Annotated in this window: 22 protein-coding genes; 15 read left to right on the top strand and 7 right to left on the bottom strand. The window is 63.8% G+C overall.

Annotated elements, in window-relative coordinates:
* Positions 1–5: 5 nt before the first annotated feature.
* The gene (locus tag ACN0X9_RS07435) at positions 6–914 is read right to left on the bottom strand and encodes a LysR family transcriptional regulator (RefSeq protein ID WP_417486982.1); all 909 of its coding nucleotides are present in this window, start codon (positions 912–914) and stop codon (positions 6–8) included.
* 105 nt (positions 915–1,019) lie between these two features.
* Between ACN0X9_RS07435 and ACN0X9_RS07430 the strand changes: the two genes are divergently transcribed.
* The 3 genes from ACN0X9_RS07430 (at position 1,020) to ACN0X9_RS07420 (ending at position 3,460) form a co-directional block, all read left to right on the top strand.
* Positions 1,020–1,487, top strand: a complete 468-nt coding sequence (locus tag ACN0X9_RS07430) for a tetratricopeptide repeat protein (protein WP_417486981.1) — start codon at positions 1,020–1,022, stop codon at positions 1,485–1,487.
* Between the two features lie 183 nt (positions 1,488–1,670).
* Positions 1,671–2,300: a carbonic anhydrase gene (locus ACN0X9_RS07425; RefSeq protein WP_417486980.1), complete on the top strand. Its 630-nt coding sequence runs from the start codon at positions 1,671–1,673 to the stop codon at positions 2,298–2,300.
* Between the two features lie 152 nt (positions 2,301–2,452).
* Positions 2,453–3,460 carry a fumarylacetoacetate hydrolase family protein gene (locus ACN0X9_RS07420; protein WP_417486979.1) on the top strand — a complete coding sequence of 336 codons (1,008 nt, stop codon included), beginning with the start codon at positions 2,453–2,455 and terminating at the stop codon, positions 3,458–3,460.
* Positions 3,461–3,896: 436 nt separating this feature from the next.
* Here ACN0X9_RS07420 and hspQ read toward each other — a convergent pair whose 3' ends face one another.
* On the bottom strand, positions 3,897–4,232 hold the full coding sequence (hspQ, locus tag ACN0X9_RS07415; RefSeq protein WP_417486978.1) for a heat shock protein HspQ: 336 nt from the start codon (positions 4,230–4,232) through the stop codon (positions 3,897–3,899).
* Positions 4,233–4,466: 234 nt separating this feature from the next.
* Here hspQ and ACN0X9_RS07410 point away from each other — a divergent pair, with 234 nt between their 5' ends.
* Together ACN0X9_RS07410 and ACN0X9_RS07405 are read left to right on the top strand one after the other, a co-directional pair.
* The gene (locus ACN0X9_RS07410) at positions 4,467–5,588 is read left to right on the top strand and encodes a Ppx/GppA phosphatase family protein (RefSeq protein ID WP_417486977.1); all 1,122 of its coding nucleotides are present in this window, start codon (positions 4,467–4,469) and stop codon (positions 5,586–5,588) included.
* Positions 5,589–5,752: 164 nt separating this feature from the next.
* Positions 5,753–6,424, top strand: coding sequence for an RlmE family RNA methyltransferase (locus tag ACN0X9_RS07405; protein ID WP_417487029.1), 672 nt, complete (start codon positions 5,753–5,755; stop codon positions 6,422–6,424).
* Between the two features lie 4 nt (positions 6,425–6,428).
* Here the strand turns inward: ACN0X9_RS07405 and ACN0X9_RS07400 are convergent, their stop codons facing one another.
* The gene (locus ACN0X9_RS07400; protein ID WP_417486976.1) at positions 6,429–6,836 is read right to left on the bottom strand and encodes an ExbD/TolR family protein; all 408 of its coding nucleotides are present in this window, start codon (positions 6,834–6,836) and stop codon (positions 6,429–6,431) included.
* A 181-nt stretch (positions 6,837–7,017) separates the two neighbouring features.
* Between ACN0X9_RS07400 and ACN0X9_RS07395 the strand changes: the two genes are divergently transcribed.
* From ACN0X9_RS07395 to ACN0X9_RS07360, 8 genes are all read left to right on the top strand, one after another.
* Positions 7,018–7,731: a DUF4336 domain-containing protein gene (locus ACN0X9_RS07395; RefSeq protein WP_417486975.1), complete on the top strand. Its 714-nt coding sequence runs from the start codon at positions 7,018–7,020 to the stop codon at positions 7,729–7,731.
* Between the two features lie 347 nt (positions 7,732–8,078).
* Positions 8,079–9,548, top strand: a complete 1,470-nt coding sequence (gene guaB, locus ACN0X9_RS07390) for an IMP dehydrogenase (RefSeq protein ID WP_417486974.1) — start codon at positions 8,079–8,081, stop codon at positions 9,546–9,548.
* Between the two features lie 120 nt (positions 9,549–9,668).
* Positions 9,669–10,085, top strand: coding sequence for an MAPEG family protein (locus ACN0X9_RS07385; RefSeq protein WP_417486973.1), 417 nt, complete (start codon positions 9,669–9,671; stop codon positions 10,083–10,085).
* On the top strand, positions 10,082–10,450 hold the full coding sequence (locus tag ACN0X9_RS07380; RefSeq protein WP_417486972.1) for a DUF3088 domain-containing protein: 369 nt from the start codon (positions 10,082–10,084) through the stop codon (positions 10,448–10,450). The genes ACN0X9_RS07385 and ACN0X9_RS07380 overlap by 4 nt, the downstream gene beginning before the upstream one ends.
* A 41-nt stretch (positions 10,451–10,491) precedes the next feature.
* Positions 10,492–11,808 carry an RsmB/NOP family class I SAM-dependent RNA methyltransferase gene (locus ACN0X9_RS07375; RefSeq protein WP_417486971.1) on the top strand — a complete coding sequence of 439 codons (1,317 nt, stop codon included), beginning with the start codon at positions 10,492–10,494 and terminating at the stop codon, positions 11,806–11,808.
* Positions 11,809–11,832: 24 nt separating this feature from the next.
* The gene (locus ACN0X9_RS07370) at positions 11,833–12,099 is read left to right on the top strand and encodes a DUF4160 domain-containing protein (RefSeq protein WP_417486970.1); all 267 of its coding nucleotides are present in this window, start codon (positions 11,833–11,835) and stop codon (positions 12,097–12,099) included.
* 7 nt (positions 12,100–12,106) lie between these two features.
* Positions 12,107–12,373: a DUF2442 domain-containing protein gene (locus ACN0X9_RS07365; RefSeq protein ID WP_417486969.1), complete on the top strand. Its 267-nt coding sequence runs from the start codon at positions 12,107–12,109 to the stop codon at positions 12,371–12,373.
* 199 nt (positions 12,374–12,572) lie between these two features.
* Complete coding sequence (locus tag ACN0X9_RS07360; protein WP_417486968.1) at positions 12,573–13,112, top strand: hypothetical protein; 540 nt, start codon at positions 12,573–12,575, stop codon at positions 13,110–13,112.
* An 83-nt stretch (positions 13,113–13,195) separates the two neighbouring features.
* On the opposite strand, the gene ACN0X9_RS07355 is transcribed toward ACN0X9_RS07360, so the two are convergent.
* The 4 genes from ACN0X9_RS07355 to ACN0X9_RS07340 all read right to left on the bottom strand — a co-directional run bounded on the left by ACN0X9_RS07355 (position 13,196) and on the right by ACN0X9_RS07340 (position 16,701).
* The gene (locus tag ACN0X9_RS07355; RefSeq protein WP_417486967.1) at positions 13,196–14,044 is read right to left on the bottom strand and encodes a sulfotransferase family protein; all 849 of its coding nucleotides are present in this window, start codon (positions 14,042–14,044) and stop codon (positions 13,196–13,198) included.
* Entirely contained in the window at positions 14,037–14,837 is an 801-nt protein-coding gene (locus ACN0X9_RS07350) for a sulfotransferase family protein (RefSeq protein WP_417486966.1), read from the bottom strand. Before ACN0X9_RS07350 ends, ACN0X9_RS07355 begins: the two co-directional genes overlap by 8 nt.
* Before the next feature lie 120 nt (positions 14,838–14,957).
* Complete coding sequence (locus tag ACN0X9_RS07345) at positions 14,958–16,022, bottom strand: acyltransferase family protein (protein ID WP_417486965.1); 1,065 nt, start codon at positions 16,020–16,022, stop codon at positions 14,958–14,960.
* A gap of 91 nt (positions 16,023–16,113) precedes the next feature.
* The gene (locus ACN0X9_RS07340) at positions 16,114–16,701 is read right to left on the bottom strand and encodes a YceI family protein (RefSeq protein ID WP_417486964.1); all 588 of its coding nucleotides are present in this window, start codon (positions 16,699–16,701) and stop codon (positions 16,114–16,116) included.
* 228 nt (positions 16,702–16,929) lie between these two features.
* Here ACN0X9_RS07340 and guaA point away from each other — a divergent pair, with 228 nt between their 5' ends.
* Together guaA and ACN0X9_RS07330 are read left to right on the top strand one after the other, a co-directional pair.
* On the top strand, positions 16,930–18,489 hold the full coding sequence (gene guaA, locus ACN0X9_RS07335; RefSeq protein WP_417486963.1) for a glutamine-hydrolyzing GMP synthase: 1,560 nt from the start codon (positions 16,930–16,932) through the stop codon (positions 18,487–18,489).
* A gap of 445 nt (positions 18,490–18,934) precedes the next feature.
* Positions 18,935–19,144: a cold-shock protein gene (locus ACN0X9_RS07330; RefSeq protein ID WP_417486962.1), complete on the top strand. Its 210-nt coding sequence runs from the start codon at positions 18,935–18,937 to the stop codon at positions 19,142–19,144.
* Positions 19,145–19,195: the final 51 nt, after the last annotated feature.

The raw sequence follows: 19,195 nt of genomic DNA, 5'->3' as shown, positions 1-19,195 counted from the left end.
CGGGGCTAGAGCGTCGACGGTTCGCCGCGGCTGAAATAGGCCGCGTCGGCTTTCATCTGCGCGATGATGTGGTCGTAGGCGGCGCGCACGCGGGCGCTCTTGCGGACGGTTTCATGGGCGACCACCCACAGGTCCAGCGAGCTTTCAAAGTCCGGCAGGATGCGCTCGAGATACTGGCTGCTGCGGGCGAGGCGGTGGGAGGTCACGCCGACCCCGAACCCGGCTTCCAGGCCTTTGACGTGAGAGGCCGGGCTGTTCGACTTGAACGAGACATGGCGGGGCAGGACCGGGGCACCAGCCTGCGTTGACGGCCAGCCGAAATAATCGCCGATCGACCAGCCGACACCGGCATGGTCAGCGAGATCTTCCACAGTCTCGGGGCGACCATGCTTGTCGAGATAGCGCGTGGCGGCATAGAGGCCAGCTCCGACGGTGGCGCCGCGCCGGCCGACCAGGCTTTGCTGGGTGCCCGGGCCATTCCAGCGCAGCGCGATATCCGCCTCGCGATCGGCGAGGTTGGCGGAGTTGTTCTTGATGGTGATGTCGATCCCGATGCCGGGATTGTCGGCCTGGAAACTTTCCAGCGCCCGTGGCAGCCAGTCCGCGCCAAGGCCTTCGGACGCCGATACGACGACCAGGCCGGACAGGGACTGGTCCTGGGCCATGGCAGCGCGCTCGATGGCCGAAGCCTCATCGCGCATCCGGGCCGCATGGGCGGTGACCTTCTGTCCAAGCGGGGTCAGGCGCGTCTGGCCTTGCTCGCGCTCGAACAGGGGTTCACCGAAACGGGACTCCAGTGCCTGCAGGCGCCGAGTGACCGTGGGTTGGCTGACGCCGAGCTCATGGGCCGCGGCGGTCAGGCTGCCTGCTTCGGAAACAGCGAGGCAGACGAGATAATCAGACCAGTCATCCATACGAATATGTATTCCAAGGATGATGATATCGTCAATTCCATTCGCGGAACTTCGTTCTAAATATGAACAGTGTTTACCGCATCGCTCATATCGGAGGGATTGATCATGCGCTCAATGATTCTTGCGGCCGCCCTGGCCGCCATCGCCACGCCTGCCGGATTCGCCCAATCCTGTGACGCCGAGCCGACCCTGGTCGGCCACCGCACTGCCAATGGCACTGTGCGCGCCCAGTACAACGCTGTCGAGCGTGGCGAATGGCCCAACGCAGTCCTGATCGGCGAAGGTCTGGTCGAGACCGGCCTGTCATCGCGCAACAAGACCGCTGCCTGGTCCAATCTCTGCGCCGGCTATGCCGGAAGTGGTGAGTACGAAGCGGCTGTATCGGCTTGCGACGAAGCGCTGGCCCTGCGCGGCAATGCCTGGCGGGCGCTCAATAATCGCGGTGCCGCCCACTGGCTGGCCGGCAATACGGAAGCGGCCCTGGCCGATTTCCGCGCTGCTGACGCCGCCTCGTCCGGCGAGGATGAAGTGATCGCGAATCTCGCAATGGCCTCGTGCACCTCGGCAAACTGATCCTCCCAGACAGGTTTGCATGCTGCACAGACTGGCGGCCGGGGCGTGTTGTGCTCCGGCCGCTTTTTTGTGCGCGCTTCGGACTGGCTGCGGCGCCGGGCTTCTAAATGGTTTCTGTTGCAACTAAAACGGCGCTATCGATGTGACCGACCATGTTTGCTGGACAGACGCAGGGGCGACGCCATGACCATCCTTCCTCCCAAACCCTTGTTGGACGGCTATCGCGACTTTCGCCGCGATGCCTACAAGACCCAGCGGGCGCACTATGCCGAGCTTGCCAAGGGGCAAAGCCCGCACACGCTGATCATTGCCTGCTCCGACAGCCGGGTCGACCCGGCGGTCGTCTTCAGCGCCCGTCCGGGCGATCTGTTCGTGGTCCGGAATGTCGCCAATCTCGTCCCCCCGATGGATGATGATGGTGGACGCCACGGTGTGTCGGCGGCGATTGAATTTGCGGTCAGCGCCCTGGGTGTCGATCACATCGTGGTCATGGGACATGGCCAGTGCGGCGGCGTCGCGGCCTGTGTCTCCGGCCTCGATTCGCTGTCCTTCAAATATGTTGGCCCCTGGCTGGAACCGCTCGAGCCGGCCCGCGCCGAAGTGCGGGCCCGTCATGGCGATGCCGACAGCGAAACGCTCTGCGACGCGCTCGAACTGAACTCGATCCGCCACTCCATCGAACGCCTGCACCAATTCCCCTTTGTCGAGCAGGCGATCGCCGATCGCGGTTTGCAGCTGCACGGTGCGCGTTTCTCGATCCATAACGGGATATTGGAGTGGATGGGGGCAGACGGTGAATTCCATCCGGTCTAGCCTCACCGCCTGACCCGTGTCCGGCGCCGCGTCCGGACGGAGCTGCGCCCGTCTGTTTCATTTGCTGCGAAATGGGCGTCAGCCTTTTACGCCACACTCAGCCGGCGGCTCATCACGCCGGAACCACAATCGATGCACAGGGAAGTGACAGGATGAAACTCGCAACGCTCAAATCCGACAGCCGCGATGGCCGGCTGGTTGTTGTCTCGAAGGATCTCGCCTGGTGCGCTGACGCCGGACAGGTTGCGCCGACGCTGCAGGCGGCCCTGGACGACTGGGAGCGCTGCGAGCCGGAGCTTCGCTCACTGTCCGATGAGCTGGAACGTGAAACCATCCCGCGCGAGCGCTTCCATGAACGTGAAGCCCTGTCGCCGCTGCCGCGGGCCTTCCAGTGGGCCGACGGCTCGGCCTACGTCAATCATGTCGAACTGGTCCGCAAGGCCCGCAATGCCGAGATGCCGGCCACCTTCTGGACCGACCCGCTGATGTATCAGGGCGGCTCCGACGCCTTCCTGGCCCCACGCGCCGACATCCCGCTTGGCGACACGGCCTGGGGCTGTGACATGGAGGGCGAGGTCGCGGTCATCACCGGTGACGCGCCAGCCGGTTGTTCGGTCGAGGACGCTGCCAAGACCATCCGCCTCGTCATGCTGGTCAATGACGTCTCCCTGCGCGGGCTGATCCCCGGCGAGCTGGCCAAGGGGTTCGGATTCTTCCAGGCCAAGCCGCCGAGTGCCTTTTCGCCGGTCGCCGTGACGCCGGACGAGCTGGGCGACGCCTGGGACGGCAGGAAGCTGCACTTGCCTTTGCTGGTGAAATATAATGGCGAGCTGTTCGGCAAGGCCGAGTGCGGCGTCGATATGACCTTTGATTTCGGCCAGCTGATCGCCCATCTCGGCAAGACGCGCCCGGTCACTGCCGGCACGATTGTCGGCTCGGGCACAGTGTCCAACAAGCTCGATGACGGCCCTGGCAAGCCGATCGGTGAGGGCGGTGTCGGCTATTCCTGCATCGCCGAGATCCGCATGATCGAGACGATCAATGATGGCAAGCCGACCACGCCCTTCATGCAATATGGCGACACGGTCCGCATCGAGATGAAGGATGCCGACGGCAAGTCCATCTTCGGCGCGATCGAGCAGGAAGTGGTCAAGGTCTGAGGGTGGGCAACCATCCCGACTAGACATGAAAAGGGCGGGACCGATGATCCCGCCCTTTTTCGTTTCGGGCAGCGATCTGCTGGGTCGCGTGGGGAAGACACGGACTCGCATCCAGAATCCGGCGCGCCCGGCGCGAACCCATCCATAAATCCCATGTCAGCCAGCGGGCCGTATCCGGTTCTTGAGGTCAAGGGCGCCGCAGGCGCCGCTTCGCGGTTGAAACCCTTGAGCTCAAGAACCGGATACGGCTTTCTTCCCGCAAGGGATGAATGGATCGCTGGGCGCGCTGCGCCAAGTCTTGTTTAACCCGAAATTTCCCCAAACGCCGTCATCCCCCGGCTTGTCCGGGGGACCTCGTCCACCCGGTCGATGGGGATGGCCGGGCTGGAGGGAAAACGAGGCCGAGGCGCGTTGGCACTCGGATGGACGCCCGACCTTAGTGCGCCTGGTCCGGCGTCATTTTCAGCTGGTAGCGCGTGCCATCGAAGCCCTCGAACGCCTCGGCGATCTGCGGGTGTTCGACCGGGCCGTTCTCGGCGTCGGGCAGGAGATTGCCCTCCGAAACATAAGCGCCGTAATAGCTTTCATCATTCTCGGCGAGCAGGTGGTAGAAGGGCTGGTCCTTGGACGGTCGGACATTTTCGGGAATGGACTCGTACCATTCCTCGGTATTGGCGAACTCGGGATCGACATCGACCACCACCCCCCGGAACGGGAAGAGCCGGTGGCGAACCACATCGCCCAGTCCGAATTTGGCGTCGCGAATGATCATGACATCTTACTCTGGCACACACTCTGGCATATTCGAACGCGCGCGGACCATCCTCGCGCGCCGGGACCCTATCTAGGGTGTTTCTTGCAATAAGCTACGGCCTGCACTGCCAGACGTCACGCATCCTTGCAGGTCAATCACTTCCTTGTATTCTGCAACCAACAGGAAAACAGCCCGATTCGAGCCGCGCCTCCCGAACCCGGATGTGGCGCGCCGGTCGGCAAGAGGTAAATCATGGCGGAGCCATCGTCCCGGTCTGATCCGGGCAGTGATGCCGCCGCACGCAAGCGGAGAGGGCGCAAACGCGCGCCAGCTCCCGTGTACGGCGCGATCGATCTGGGAACCAATAATTGCCGCATGCTGCTGGCCCAACGGTCCGGGAGCAGCTTTCATGTCGTCGACGCGTTCTCGCGCGTTGTGCGGCTGGGCGAGGGCATTACCGGGTCGGGGGCGCTGTCGCAGGGGGCCATGGATCGGGCCGTCGAGGCGCTCAAGGTCTGTGCCGACAAGATCCGCCGCCAGAACGTCGTCAAGCACCGCTCCATCGCCACACAAGCCTGCCGCATGGCCGACAATGGTGCCGAATTCCTCGACCGCGTCGAGCGCGAGACCGGGCTGACCTTCGACCTCATCTCTGCGGAAGAGGAAGCGCGTCTGGCCGTACATGGCTGCGTCGACCTGCTCGATGAAGAGCGCGACGCAGCGCTGGTGATCGATATTGGTGGCGGCTCGACCGAACTGTCCTGGGTCGATCTGGCCGAATGGCGCCGCCGTGGTGGCCGCGGGTCAGGCGGGCGTCCGCCGATGAAGTCCTGGACCTCGACGCCTGTTGGCGTGGTCACCCTGTCGGAGCGCTTTCCCGAACGCGAGGACCGGGCCGACTGGTATCAGGAGATGAAGACCTATGCGCGCGACCTGATGAAGACCCCGCGCGGCGCCAAGGCCATGCGGCCGATCTTCAATGAGGGCCGCGCCCATCTGGTCGGCACGTCGGGAACCGTCACCTCGATGGCCGGCGTGCATCTGCGCCTGCCCCGCTATGACCGGTCCAAGGTGGACGGGTTGTGGATGAGTGGCGAAGAGGCGCTCGATGCCTGCAAGCGCTTGCGGGAACTGGATTTTCACGGTCGCTCGCAAGAGCCGACCATCGGCGCCGACCGGGCCGAGCTGGTGCTGGCGGGCTGTGCGATCTATGAGGCCGTGGCCGAGATGTGGCCGGCCGACCGGTTGCGGGTCGGCGACCGGGGCTTGCGCGAAGGCATGTTGCTCAATCTGATGCGAAAGTCCAAGAAGCGCAGGCGTCGCCGCAAAAAGGCGGGCGATGCAGCGCCGGACGTGACAGGATCAGACGCATGAGCGATGACGATCAAAAACCTGAAGACGGCACGCCGGACGGTGAAAGCCCTGACACCAACCAGCCAGGCGATGAAACGCCGGCGGACGGTGAGGGCGCGCCTGACCAGGCTGGCCTGCCCGGTTGGGGCAGTAGCGACAAGCGTCGCGGCCGCCGCTCCGGTCCGATGAAAAAGGGCGGTGACGCCCGCGCTGCCAAGCAGATGTTCGAGCGCGTGAAAACCGCGCGGGGACGCAAATCCTCTTCGACACGCTGGTTGCAGCGCCAGCTCAATGATCCCTATGTGAAGAAGGCCCAGATGGAGGGCTATCGCTCGCGCGCGGCCTACAAGCTGCTGCAGCTGGACGAGCGTTTCAAACTGCTCAAGCCGGGCATGCGCGTGGTCGATCTCGGCTCGGCGCCGGGCGGCTGGGTGCAGGTGGCGCTGAAGCCCGGCGCTTCGGAAGTGGTCGGCATTGACCTCTTGGAAATGGAAGCCATCGCCGGTGCGACCTTGCTGGAAAAGGATTTCACCGACGACGACGCCCCGCATCTGGTGAAGGCGGAAATGGGCGGCGCCGCCGATGCTGTTATCTCCGACCTGGCGCCCTGGACCACCGGCCACAAGACCACCGACCATTTGCGCATCGTCGCCCTGGCCGAACTCGCCGCCCATTTCGCGGTCGAAACCCTCAAGCCCGGTGGCTTCTTCATCGCCAAGGTTTTCCAGGGGGGATCCGACAGTGAGCTGCTCAACTTCCTCAAAGCCAGTTTCGAGAAAGTCCGCCACTTCAAGCCCGACGCCAGCCGCTCGGAAAGCGCCGAGACGTTTGTTGTCGCGATGGGGTTCAAGGGGTAGGGGTTCAGGTGTCGGCCTCCCACGCGCGTTGAAGTGATGTTGGTATCCGGTTGGCGGTCAATTCGTCCCAGATCCTGACCACAACGCCGTGACTGCTCTCGTCATGGACTTCCAGCAGCACAGCATTGTTCGGTTCTTCGGCGAGAATCCGATCAAGCGCCGCCATGAGCCGATCGATGTCGATTCGGTCGCGATCGACGAATACCTGGTTGTCGCCGTCGATCTGAACAAGGATTGGTATTGGGCAATCACATATGGCGCCGGTCGCATCCGGCTGGCGCCAATCGATGCCCTCTTCCGTTGGGAAAGTCATGGAGACGATGAAGAAGATGAGCAGGATGAAGGCGATATCCAGCATCGCGGTCATATTGACCCCTGCCTGATCGTCGCGCTTGCGAAAGCGTCTACGCATGTGGGCCTCCCCATTGGCCGATGGAACGCGCCAGCCTCACCCGGCGCACTGTCAGTGCAGCCGTGCCGCAGGGCAAGAGCGGGGAGGCGGCAAGGTCATTTGCGGGCGGAAATGGGGCCGCGTGGCGGGCGCGGGGTCGCCGCAGCTTGCCCGACACTCGCAAGGTGCCTAGCGTGACCACATGGCCGCAACAACGGACAATTCGACCTTGCAGTGCCTGTCAGACGGGATCTGGACCGCGTCCGGCGATGTCGTCACAGCCGCAGCGGGATTTCACTATCCAACCCGGATGGTCGTTATCCGTCTCGATGACGACCGGCTCTGGGTGTGGTCGCCCGTGGCGCTGAACGAAGCCTGCAAGCGCGAGATCGACGCGCTCGGCCTGGTCGCCCATATCGTGGCGCCCAACAGCCTGCACCATCTCGGCCTGTCCGACTGGCAGTCTGCCTATCCAGCCGCCCGCCTGCACGGCGCGCCGGGCATGGCGGCCCAACTCCAGAATCTGAAATTCGACACTGAGCTGACCGACAGCGCCGATCCGGCCTGGGGAGGCGAGATCGACCAGGTCGTCGTGCGCGGCAATGCGATCACCACCGAGGTCGTCTTCTTCCATCGGGCCAGCGGCACGGTGATCTTCACCGACCTGATCCAGCACCTGCCGGACGACTGGTATTCCGGCTGGCGGCGCTGGGTCGCGCGCTGGGACCGGATGACCGGCCCCGAACCCGCCGTCCCGCGCAAATTCCGTCTCGCCTTCCGCGACCGGAAGCGGGCGCGCGCCGCCATCGAGCAAATCCTTGCCTGGCCGGTCACAACCGTCCTGTTTGCGCATGGGGAGCCGGTCAGGGACGATGCGCTCGCTTTTCTCAAACGGGCCTTTTCCTGGTTGCGTTAGGGCGAGTTGGACGTTTTGAAGACAGGCGCCGCAGCGCGCGGGTCGACCCATTCTTTTCTTGCAGAGATTTCGCCGCAGTGAGTTCGCGCCGTCAAGGCGCATGCCCGCTTCGCGGCGCCGAAGGCGGCCTTGACGGCGCGAACTCACTGCGGCCTGCTGGCTGGCAAGCAAAGTATGGCGAGGCCTGCGCCGTGCGCGTTTGGTGAAGTTAGGTGTTCGGGCTCGCTCCACGAACGCGTATTAGGCATCCCATACCGCGACAATTCTGCGACCGTCCGCATCCCTCCCTTGCCACGCGCTCGAATCCGGCTTATTGCCGCGCCGCAAGCAGCAATGAGGAGTCTCCCATGGAGATTCGTGAAGGTCTCACCTTCGATGATGTGCTCTTGCAACCGGGCCCGTCCGAAGTTCTTCCCGCCGATGCCAATGTCGCGACGCGCGTGGCCAGCGATGTTTCGCTGAAGATTCCCATGCTCGCCGCCGCCATGGACACCGTGTCCGAGAGCGGTATGGCGATCGCCATGGCGCAGGCCGGTGGCCTCGCCGTCATCCACCGCAATCTCACCATCGCCGAGCAGGCCGAGGAAGTGCGGCGGGTGAAGCGCTATGAAAGCGGCATGGTGGTCAATCCGGTGACGATCTCGCCGAATGCGACGCTGGCCGATCTGCGCGCCTTGATCGCCCAGCACCGGATTTCCGGCATTCCCGTCGTCGAAGGCGCCACGCCGTCGCGCCCGGGCAAGCTGGTCGGCATCATCACCAATCGCGATGTCCGTTTCGCCGATGACCCCAATGAGAAGGTCGGCAATCTGATGACCCGCGACGTGGTCACGGTGAAGGTCGGTGCCTCCCAGGACGAAGCCCGCGCCAAGCTGCACAAGCACCGTATCGAGCGCCTGTTGGTCGTCGATGACAGCGATCGCTGTATCGGCCTGATCACCGTCAAGGACATGGAAAAGGCGCAAGCCTTCCCAAATGCCGCCAAGGACGCCCAGGGTGCACTGCGCTGTGCGGCGGCCACGACGGTCGGTGACAGCGGTTTCGAGCGCGCCGAGGCGCTGATCGATGCCGGGGTCGATGTGATCGTGATCGATACGGCGCACGGCCAGAGCCAGTCGGTTCTCGACCAGGTGACCCGGGTCAAGAAATCCTCCAGCCTGGCCCGTGTCGTGGCCGGCAATGTCGCGACCTATGACGGCGCCAAGGCGTTGATCGAGGCGGGGGCGGACTGCGTGAAAGTCGGGATCGGGCCAGGCTCGATCTGCACGACGCGGATTGTCGCCGGTGTCGGTGTACCGCAGCTGACCGCGATCATGGATGCGCGCCGCGCCGCTGAGGGTACCGATGCCTGCATCATCGCCGATGGCGGCATCAAGTTTTCCGGAGACATGGCCAAGGCCATCGCCGCCGGGGCCGATTGCGTGATGGTCGGCTCGCTTTTGGCCGGGACCGAAGAAGCGCCGGGCGAGGTCTTCCTCTACCAGGGCCGCTCCTACAAATCCTATCGCGGCATGGGGTCGCTGGGCGCCATGGCGGCTGGTTCCGCCGACCGCTATTTCCAGAAGGACACCGAGCGCATGAAGCTGGTGCCCGAGGGGATTGAAGGCCAGGTGCCCTACAAGGGCCCGGTCGGTCCGATCCTGCACCAGATGGTCGGCGGTCTGCGCGCGGCGATGGGCTATACCGGATCGAAGACGATCGCCGACCTGCACCAGCGGGCGCAATTCGTGCGCATCACCAATGCCGGCCTGCGCGAAAGCCATGTCCACGACGTCAAGATCACCCGCGAAGCGCCGAATTATCCGACCACCAGCTGATGATCCAATCGGGCAGGGCAAGCCGCCATCTTTGCATGGAGGTCATGCCTGGGCAGTGATTGCCGGGCGGCGGCGGGGTGGCTACCCCGCTTTCACCCATTCGTTTCAAGGAGAAGCCTGATGTCTGATGCTTTGATCCACCCGCTGCTGGTACAAGTCGCCCTGACCTTCGTGCTGTTGTTTGCCACCGCATTCTTGCGCACGGGTTCGATTGCCGCCGGCAAGGTCAAACCGGCTGACATCATGCTCGGACAAATGGCCTGGCCGAAAAAGGTCCAGCAGGTCTCCAATGCGTTCCACAACCAGTTGGAAACGCCGATCCTGTTCTTTGTCGGTGTAGTTTTGGCGATTGTGCTGGAGGTCGGCGGGCCGGTCCTGCTGGCCCTGGCCTGGGTCTGGGCTGGTTTGCGCATCGTCCATGCGATCATCCATACGACCAGCAATCACCTGCGCTGGCGCTTTTACTGCTTCGCCGCCAGCGTCTTCGTCCTGCTGGCTTTCTGGATCACACTCGCCATCAGGATCGTGACGCGATGATGCAGGATCAGCCTGACATTGAGACCGGCCAGGACATCCTCTTCCTGCTCACGGGCGCCTGGGATGATGCCGATGGTGGTCCGTGGCTGTGCGCCGATTGCTGCACGATCGAGGGCGCCATGACGGTCAATCCGCACTGGGCTGAGGCCATCACCCTGGTGCGGGTCGATTATGCCCGTCCGCGTGCCGAGATCATCGCCCTGCTCGACGCAGACCATCAAAACGCGCCGACCCTGATCCTCGCTGAGGACACCATCGCCCATGTCGAACCGGAAGCGGTCGTCGAGGGCCGGCGGATCTATACAGACCCCAAGGCCATCTGCCGCCAGTTGGCGGCGTGCCATACCGGCGCCCAGCCGAAATAAACCTGCGCCATCCCGGCGCCCCTACAAGACGGATATCCGACATGAGAGACGGCGCTCGCATTGCTGCAGCCATCGAAATCCTTGAAACGCTCCAGACCCAGCACCAGCCGGTGAAAGACGCCGTGCGCGATTGGGGCAAGGCGCACCGCTTTGCCGGCTCGGGCGATCGTGCCTGGATCGGCGGGCTGGTGCTCGACGCGCTGCGTCACCAGTCCTCGACAGCCTATGCCATGGAAGGCGACGCGCCCCGCACCCTGGCCATCGGGACGGTCGGCCGGGTCTGGGGTGTCGAGGCCGACGCCATCGACGCCATGTTCGAGGGGGATGATCATGCGCCGGACGCGCTGACCGATGCCGAGCGTGAGGGTCTGGCGCGCGACATTTCCGACGCGCCGCTGCACATTCGCGGCGATGTCCCGGAATGGCTGGAAGAGAGCCTGGTCCGGGCCTTTGGCGAGGCCGCCGCCGAAGAGGGCCGCAAGCTCTCTTCGCGGGCGCCGGTTGATCTCAGGGTGAATGAAGCCAAGGTCGATTTTGATCGTGCTTTCAAAGAGGTATCGTCGAAACTGAAAGCGGCTGAAAATAGCCCCTTGGTCCGCTCAGGTATTCGCATCCCGCAGCGCGACCCGCGTGGCAAATCAGCCGCTGCCGAGAGCATTCCCGCCTATGGCAAGGGCTGGGTCGAGGTGCAGGATATCGGTTCCCAGCTGGCGGCCCTGGCCTCGGGCGCCCGTGCCGGCGAGCAGATACTGGATTATTGCGCCGGTGCCGGTGGCAAGACGCTGGCCCTGTCGGCCCTCCTGCACAATACCGGACAGGTCCACGCCTGGGACATTGACTGGCGCCGCCTGCGTGCCATCTGGCCGCGCCTCAAGCGCGCCGATGTGCGCAATGTCCAGGTCCATGACGACAGCGAAGACAAGGCCTTGGGCGAATTTGTTGAGAAGATGGATGTCGTCTTCTGCGACGCCCCTTGCACCGGAACCGGCACCTGGCGCCGCCGTCCGGACGCCAAATGGCGTCTCAAGCCGGCCGCTCTCGAGCGTCGCATGAAAGAGCAGGACATCGTGCTGGAACGCGCCCATCGCTATGTGAAGCCGGGCGGCCGTCTGGTTTACATCACCTGCTCGGTCCTGCCGGAAGAAAACGGCGACCGGGTCAATGCCTTTCTCGACACGGTCGAGGGCTTCAAACCGGTGCCGGTGATGGACGCGCTGATCCAGTCCGGCGGACTGGGCGACGGCGCCGAAGTGCTGCTCGATTCCTGCATCACCGAACACGGCGCCCTTCAGCTCTCGCCGGGACGAACCGATACGGACGGGTTCTACATCTGCGTGATGGAGCGCACGGACGTCTGAGCGCGTCACGGGCTAGCCTTTGGCATGCCCATCGTCTCCGTCTTCTTCGGCATCACGATCCGGATGTATTTCGGCGATCACCCGCCGCCGCACATACATGCGGCCTATCAGGGACAGGCGGCCCTGATCTCCATCGAGACCGGCAAGGTGTTGCGCGGCAGCTTGCGGTCGCGCGCGCTGCGATTGGTGCAGGAGTGGATCATGATCCATCGCTCGCCTATTCTCGCGAACTGGGAGCGCTGCGAAGCGCTGGAACCCTTGGAGCGCATTCCGGGACTGGATGATGAGTAGGCCGTTGGTGACAATCCAATCTGTCGAGGTCGCGGGCGCGACCCGCCTGGCACTGGTCTTCTCCGACGGCGCACGCGGCGAGATCGACCTGTCGCGCGAGATCAAGGCTGCGACAGCCATGACCGCGCCCCTGTCGGATCCGTCCTATTTCGCGCGCGTCTTCCTGGAGGAAGGGGCGCCAACCTGGCCGAACGGTTTCGATCTGGCACCCTGGGCGCTCTATGACCGCTTGCAGGCGAGCGGTGAACTGGACGTCACGCGAAGCGTGGGCTGACGCAGCTAGACCCGCATTCGCACCCGCAAAGGCCACACCATAAACCGCTCGCCGCGAGTTCGCTGATTCCGGCCCGCTGGCTGACAAGCGATTATTGGAGATCGCTGCGCCGGCCGCGGCTTCGTGACTTTTGGGTTGCTGTCCACCTCTGGCCGTTGGATGCTCAATCCGGGTGTCGCAAGGAACGGGGTGCCGGGTGATGGTTGAACTGGCCAGCTATTTGACGGTGATGATCCTGGTCTGCGGCTTGTATTTCGGCCTGTACTGGCGGCATCGGGCAGACCGGGGCCGCCGCCATCCGGGGTATCAGTTTCTCGAAGGTTTCCCGATCCCGGTTGCGGTGGGCTTTTTGTTGCTCAATAGCGTCCTCATCAATGTTGTCATTGGTCCGGTTGGGGTGAAGAGCCAGGAGGGGTTCGCTGCGGGCATTGCCATTCTGGCACTGGGCTATTTGCTGACGGGCGCTTTGCTCTATCTGACCCGGTCAGAGATCCGGTGGTCGGATGACATCCTCGCGGCGCGGCGATGGCCCGGCGCGGACATCCAGCTGGCCTGGGACGATATCCGGCAGGCGGGTATCTCGGAGATGTTCATGCGCGTGTGGGTCACCGATGCCCAAGGACGAACATTCGTGATCGGCAAGGCGGCAAGGACATCAAGCGTCGCGGACGAAATGGCGGCGCGTCTGGGCGACCGCTTCATCGGCATCCGAAAGCCGCAGGCTGCGCCAGCGGAATAGTCGGCATACTCACTCTCCGACATCCGTCATCAGCAACATCTGGCGCACCTTGAACTCGCGGTCTGTTCCTTGTGTCCACCCGTTCACCGCGCACCGACACGTCGCCGTTTGGTACCGGTCGGCTGCGCCCCATATCCCAGCTCGTTCAGCCTTTGCCTGGTCGGCGCCGTGACCTGCCCGTCCAGTCCCGCGCCCGCGCCGACCCGGCGCCGGGTCAGGGGCTGGTTGATGAGGGGGGCGCTGTCATGCTCCAGGCCGTGCAGCTCGATACTCCGTGTCGCATAGTGCAGCTGGGCGGGCTCGAATTTCAGGCCGAGGAAGCGCATCAGATCGGTAATCGTGGCCTTGGGCCGGGTCGCCAGATCTTCATAGCGGATCCGGATGATGCGACTGGCGAGGCTGCGTTCGGCGGCGAGGCCGATACCGGTCAGGTCGGTCCAGTATTTCAGCGCCGCGCCCGGATCGCTGACATGGGGGAAGGGGCGCCCTTGCGGGTCGCGCCAATTGCGGGCGAGCAGGGAATTTGCGACGTCGCGACCATCACGCACGAGATGGATGAAACGGGCCTGCGGAAGGAGCCGTCCCAGTGGATCAAAGGCCGCCACATTGAGCGAGGTCTTTTCGACCAGCACCTTGACGGGCGGTTGATCCAGCGGGGCACCGATCATGCCGGTCAGCAGGTCGGCCATGGTGCGGCGCATGTCCTCGGCGCCCAGATCGAAATCCTGCGCGTGCAGGGGGCCCAGCTCGCGGGCAAAATTCTGCCATTGCATGGCGATCGAAGGCGGCAGGCCTGTGTCCGGGCCGCAATGGACATGGCGGTGAGGTTCCAGCAGACGGCGCAGCAGGGTCAGGCCGGAGCGCGGGCAGCCGCCGGCAAAGACCAGGCCTTCGCCATCGCTGCGTCCGGGCTCGCCCTCGCTGTCAGACATAGCCAAGCTGTTCCAGATGGCTGCCAGCGACACGCATGACGGTGGCCAGCTGGGTATCGTCTAGATCGGTCTGCCAGCGATCAATGGCCCGCCGGTCCACCGGACGGGAGACACGGTCGGCACTGGACTCCGCAATGCCCTGACGGCCGTCGAAGGCGTCTGCATGATCGAGCGCGCGGGCCTTGGCGTCATCGTCCTCGCCCAGCGCATCGAACAGGCGGGAGATCGTGCCGGCCGTGTCAGCCACCAGGTCCTCATAGCGCAGCTCGAAATAATTCGGGTCCGCCTGCACGCGCCAGCCGGCCTCGACACTGGCGCACCACAGCTGCGCCGCGGCTTCGGCGTCGCGGGTGATGGCCATTGGCTGACCGGTTCTTGCGTCCGTCCAGTCCATTGACAGCAGGGAGGCGACCACGTCGCGCCCGTCGCGGACGATGCTGATCAGCGGGCTGTCCGGGAAGATCTGCCGCAGGCGATGGAAGTGAAGGATGTTGGCGGGCGTCTTTTCGGCCACCCGTGCCCCGGTCCGGGCGTGAAGCGGCGCCAGAAGCTTGTCGATGGCACGCGCGAACTGGTCATTCACAGCCTGGCGGTCGAGACCATAGCCGCGCTCCAGTACGTCCGACTGTCCCGCTTCGATCTGTTCGGCCAGATGGCACAGGGCCGGGATGACCCGCATCTCCGGTCCGCAGACGATATTGCGGCTGGCATTGACCATGGCGCGCAGCAATGTCGTGCCGGATCGAGGCGCGCCGCCGATGAAGATGGGAGATTTGCCGACGGCGTACTGCATCACTGATCCGGAACAAGGCTTCCATCACAGGTATCAGGCCGGTTCGATCTCTATAAGTTACATTAAATCAATCAATTACGGAAATTTAATTTGCTGGAGACCAAGGGCTGGAAACGGGCGTCAGGGCCGGTTATCCGGCTGCCGGTCGCCGAAATACCGGCGGATCAGCGACTTGCCCGCGGTCAGCTGGGGGGTCTCGACGAAGCGATGGACCAATAGTCCCAGTGCAGCGCTGGCAGTCAGGCCGGTCGCGAACAGGACCAGGGTCGCGATCAGCCCCTCCGGCATGATGGCGGCGAGGAAGCGGGCCAGAACACCAATCACCAGCAAGTGTCCCAGATAGATGGCGTAGGACCAGTCGCCGATCGACGCGGCGAGGCTCGGCCAGCGCGGCTGCCAGGCCAGGATCGTCCAGACCAGCCCGACGGCCATGACCGAAAAGGCTGCAACCCGGATATCGGCGTCTGCCAGCCCGTCCAGGCCATGCCGGAAGGTCCAGGCAAGTGCCAGGCATGTGCCAATGGTCAGGACGATCAATGCAGGCCACCGCGTTCGGGACAGCTGGTCCCGGAACTCCGCCAGCACGATGCCGGCGAGGAATTGCAGGTTGAACCCGCTCAGGACCAGGGCGCTCCAGGCAGGGCCGGTATCGATCAGACCGGTCATGGCTAGAACCGTCAGGACAGCCCATAGCGCGGCAACGGGGCGGCGCCAGCGCGATGGCAGGAACAGGACCAGCCCGTAAACGAGGTAGAAGTAAAGTTCGTGCGTCAGGGTCCAGCCCACGAGGAGCAGCGGGGGTTGCCCCGTCGGCAGCAGTGTGAGGCTTGCCAGCCAGTCCAGGTCATCGAGATCGCGTGTCAGGGTCTCGCCGAACATCAGGTAGCCGAGCACTGAGAGGCCGGTGAACAGCCAGTAGAGCGGAAAAATCCGGTTCAGCCGCTTCAGCGCATAGCCCGGGCTGGGCTTGGTCGCCGTGCGGTAGAGCGTATGGATGATGAAGCCGGAGATGACGAAGAAGATGTCGACGCCTGCATAGCCGAGATAACCGACCGGGCCCAGCAGGTCGGTCCCCAAAAAGCGCATCCCGGCCTGATGCAGGTGGCCGATCACGACCATCAGCACGGCGATGGCCCGCAGATACTGCAATTCGACAATCTCGGCGCGGGGGCGGGCGGTCGGCATCAACTCTCCGGTGGATACTGCCGACCAATTTGGGGCCGACGAATGAATGCCAAGAGTGACCTGCCGCCACGGCTCGAGCCAAGTCTGATGATCAGCTGCGGGTGAAGATCAGCGAGAATGTCACCGGCACGACCGGTGTGATCGATGGCAGGCCGGCCAGATCCTGCAGGGTCAACAGACCATCAGCGAGGTCATGGTCGGCGGCGTGGATGAGCACGGGCGCCCGGCTTTCGACGAGCACGGCCTGATCATCGATGCCTGTGACCATCACCTCGGCTTCGATAGTCACGGCGACGCCATGCAGGTCCAAGGTTGCGGGTAGCGTGATGGCGCGGCGTTCGCCGGTACCAAGGTCTGCGAGCGCGGCAAGGTCGAGCGTGGTGGTCACGCGGGCGTCGGTAAAACGCCCGGTTTCGAACAGGTGTTCGCGCATCCGCTCATTGCGGATGTCGATGCCGGTCTCCACCGTCGCCAGGTCGATGACCAGTTCAGCGCGGCCATCGGGCATGACCGACCCGGTGAAGCCGGAAAATCTGTGCGTCTCGGCGATGTCGCCGGATTTGATGGAGACGAAGGCAAGGGACGACTGGTCTGCATCCAATCGCCATGGGCTGGCGGTGTCAGCCTGCGAGCACGACGCGGCGAGGCTGGCGATAAGGGCTGTCAGGGCAAGACGCATGGCGAAGCTCCATGGATTGGCTGGCCCCCAGACTTGCGCGCTGGACGGGCTGCGGACAAGCCTGTCGTGATGATTTTCCGGCAAATCCGGCCAAAGCGCAGGTCAGGCGTGGCGCGGGACTGGTCAAGCGCGCTGACTCGCGCTATCGGGCCACATGCTGACAGATGTTTCTGCCATCTCCCTACAATCTGACCTCCGGGACACCTGCGCGCGCGGGTGCGAACGCCCATGACCGATCAACACGACAAACTCCTCATCATCGATTTCGGCAGCCAGGTGACCCAGCTCATCGCCCGCCGTGTCCGCGAGAGCGGGGTGTTTTGCGAAATCCATCCCTATAACCGCGCCGACAAGGCCTTTATCGATGCCTATGACCCCAAGGCGATCATCCTGTCGGGCTCGCCGCATTCCACCCATTGGGACAATTCCCCGCGCGCCGATGCGTCGGTCTTCACGCGCGGTATTCCTGTGCTGGGTATCTGCTATGGCGAGCAGACCATGTGCGCCCAGCTGGGCGGCCGGGTCGAGGCCTCCGAGGAGCGCGAGTTTGGCCGCGCCGATATTACCCTCACCGAGGACAGTCCGCTGTTTGCCGGCTTCGGTCCGGTTGGTCACGAAGAACGCGTCTGGATGAGCCATGGCGACCGGGTCGCGGCGCTGCCCGAGGGGTTCAAGGTCATCGCGACTTCGGGCAATGCCCCCTTTGCCGCCATCGCCGACGAGACCCGTCATTTCTACGGTGTGCAATTCCACCCGGAAGTCGTGCACACGCCGCGCGGCGCCGCCCTCTTGCACAATTTCACCCACCAGATCGCCGGCCTCACCGGTGACTGGTCAATGGCCAATTTCAAGGATGAGGCGATCGCCAAGATCCGCGAACAGGTTGGCGACAAGCGGGTGTTGTGCGGCCTGTCCGGCGGCGTCGACAGCTCGGTCGCGGCGGTGCTGCTGCACGAGGCTATCGGCGACCAGCTGGTCTGTGTCTTTGTCGATACCGGCCTGATGCGCCAGGGCGAGGCTGATGAGGTCGTCACCCTGTTCCGCGAGCACTACAATATCCCGCTCGTCCATGCTGAGGCCGAGGACCTTTTCCTGTCGGCCCTTGAAGGCGTCGACGACCCGGAGAAGAAGCGCAAGATCATCGGCAGCCTGTTCATCGATGTCTTCGACGAGAAGGCCAAGGAGGCCGGCGGCGCCGATTTCCTCGCCCAGGGCACGCTCTATCCCGATGTGATCGAAAGCGTCAGCTTTGATGGCGGCCCCTCGGTCACCATCAAGTCGCACCATAATGTTGGCGGCCTGCCGGCGCGCATGAAGATGAAGCTGGTCGAACCGCTGCGCGAGCTGTTCAAGGACGAAGTCCGCGCCCTGGGCCGTGAGCTCGGCCTGCCGGACGCCTTTGTCGGCCGTCACCCCTTCCCGGGACCGGGCCTCGCCATCCGCATTCCCGGTGCCGTCTCCAAGGAAAAGGCCGACATCCTGCGCAAGGCCGATGCGATCTATATCGAGGAGATCAAGAAGGCCGGCCTCTATGACGAGATCTGGCAGGCCTTCTCGGTCCTGCTGCCGGTCAATACGGTCGGCGTCATGGGCGATGAACGCACCTATGACGCCGTCCTCGCCCTGCGCGCCGTGACCTCCGTCGACGGCATGACGGCGGACTACTACCCCTATGAGCACGACTTCCTCAGCCGCGTCGCCACGCGCATCATCAATGAAGTGCGCGGGGTGAACCGCGTGGTTTATGATGTGACCAGCAAGCCGCCGGGGACGATTGAGTGGGAGTAGGGGCGAGCACGCCTCCTTCGGGATGAACGGCTTCCGTGCGCCGCGCGCCCGCTCTCAATGCTTTTCGCCAGCCTCGCATTCACACACTCCATTTTTCCCGGGCGAAGACCCGGGACCAACCGAACCGGCCTTGTAACGCTGAGTCTCCCGTAAGCCCCGGATAGCGCTGACGTGCTTCCGGGGAAAATGGTGATTGAATTCCGGGAGTGCGGGAGTCCCTGCGCGCCGGGCTTGGGGAATTGAAGACGCACACCCTCAACCGAATTACCTTGCAAAAGACACAATCGCCCCCCATATAGCGCTTACTCGATCTTGAATGCCGAATCTTCTGGGGGCGATCTGTCGCCCCGCTGACGCTCTTCCTTTCAAATTTCGACACACGGGTACTTTCCGGCACGCGGCCGGGCAGACCCATATCTACGTGACTGATTGAAAGGAAATCGTCATGGCTACTGGTACCGTAAAATTCTTCAACACCACCAAAGGTTTTGGCTTCATTCAACCGGAAGACGGCTCCACGGACGTTTTCGTCCACATCTCTGCCGTTGAGCGTTCGGGCATGACCACGATCTCCGAAGGCCAGAAGCTGTCCTTCGAAGTCGTTCAGGACAAGCGTTCGGGCAAGAACGCTGCCGAGAACCTTCAGGCTCTCTAAGCCATACTGTCAGTCCTGGGGCCGGATTGCCGCGCCCCGGACAGGCAATCA

This window comes from Maricaulis sp., assembly GCF_048268525.1.
Taxonomy (GTDB): Bacteria; Pseudomonadota; Alphaproteobacteria; order Caulobacterales; family Maricaulaceae; genus Maricaulis.
Note: the sequence above shows the minus strand (reverse complement) of the source record. Positions and strands in the feature narration are given on the sequence as shown.

Bases quoted from the DNA above. Each gene is read 5' to 3' on its own strand.
- ACN0X9_RS07435 (WP_417486982.1), bottom strand. From the start codon at position 914: ATGGATGACTGGTCTGATTATCTCGTCTGCCTCGCTGTTTCCGAAGCA.
- ACN0X9_RS07430 (WP_417486981.1), top strand. From the start codon at position 1,020: ATGCGCTCAATGATTCTTGCGGCCGCCCTGGCCGCCATCGCCACGCCT.
- ACN0X9_RS07425 (WP_417486980.1), top strand. From the start codon at position 1,671: ATGACCATCCTTCCTCCCAAACCCTTGTTGGACGGCTATCGCGACTTT.
- ACN0X9_RS07420 (WP_417486979.1), top strand. From the start codon at position 2,453: ATGAAACTCGCAACGCTCAAATCCGACAGCCGCGATGGCCGGCTGGTT.
- hspQ (WP_417486978.1), bottom strand. From the start codon at position 4,232: ATGATCATTCGCGACGCCAAATTCGGACTGGGCGATGTGGTTCGCCAC.
- ACN0X9_RS07410 (WP_417486977.1), top strand. From the start codon at position 4,467: ATGGCGGAGCCATCGTCCCGGTCTGATCCGGGCAGTGATGCCGCCGCA.
- ACN0X9_RS07405 (WP_417487029.1), top strand. From the start codon at position 5,753: ATGAAAAAGGGCGGTGACGCCCGCGCTGCCAAGCAGATGTTCGAGCGC.
- ACN0X9_RS07400 (WP_417486976.1), bottom strand. From the start codon at position 6,836: ATGCGTAGACGCTTTCGCAAGCGCGACGATCAGGCAGGGGTCAATATG.
- ACN0X9_RS07395 (WP_417486975.1), top strand. From the start codon at position 7,018: ATGGCCGCAACAACGGACAATTCGACCTTGCAGTGCCTGTCAGACGGG.
- guaB (WP_417486974.1), top strand. From the start codon at position 8,079: ATGGAGATTCGTGAAGGTCTCACCTTCGATGATGTGCTCTTGCAACCG.
- ACN0X9_RS07385 (WP_417486973.1), top strand. From the start codon at position 9,669: ATGTCTGATGCTTTGATCCACCCGCTGCTGGTACAAGTCGCCCTGACC.
- ACN0X9_RS07380 (WP_417486972.1), top strand. From the start codon at position 10,082: ATGATGCAGGATCAGCCTGACATTGAGACCGGCCAGGACATCCTCTTC.
- ACN0X9_RS07375 (WP_417486971.1), top strand. From the start codon at position 10,492: ATGAGAGACGGCGCTCGCATTGCTGCAGCCATCGAAATCCTTGAAACG.
- ACN0X9_RS07370 (WP_417486970.1), top strand. From the start codon at position 11,833: ATGCCCATCGTCTCCGTCTTCTTCGGCATCACGATCCGGATGTATTTC.
- ACN0X9_RS07360 (WP_417486968.1), top strand. From the start codon at position 12,573: ATGGTTGAACTGGCCAGCTATTTGACGGTGATGATCCTGGTCTGCGGC.
- ACN0X9_RS07355 (WP_417486967.1), bottom strand. From the start codon at position 14,044: ATGTCTGACAGCGAGGGCGAGCCCGGACGCAGCGATGGCGAAGGCCTG.
- ACN0X9_RS07350 (WP_417486966.1), bottom strand. From the start codon at position 14,837: ATGCAGTACGCCGTCGGCAAATCTCCCATCTTCATCGGCGGCGCGCCT.
- ACN0X9_RS07345 (WP_417486965.1), bottom strand. From the start codon at position 16,022: ATGCCGACCGCCCGCCCCCGCGCCGAGATTGTCGAATTGCAGTATCTG.
- ACN0X9_RS07340 (WP_417486964.1), bottom strand. From the start codon at position 16,701: ATGCGTCTTGCCCTGACAGCCCTTATCGCCAGCCTCGCCGCGTCGTGC.
- guaA (WP_417486963.1), top strand. From the start codon at position 16,930: ATGACCGATCAACACGACAAACTCCTCATCATCGATTTCGGCAGCCAG.
- ACN0X9_RS07330 (WP_417486962.1), top strand. From the start codon at position 18,935: ATGGCTACTGGTACCGTAAAATTCTTCAACACCACCAAAGGTTTTGGC.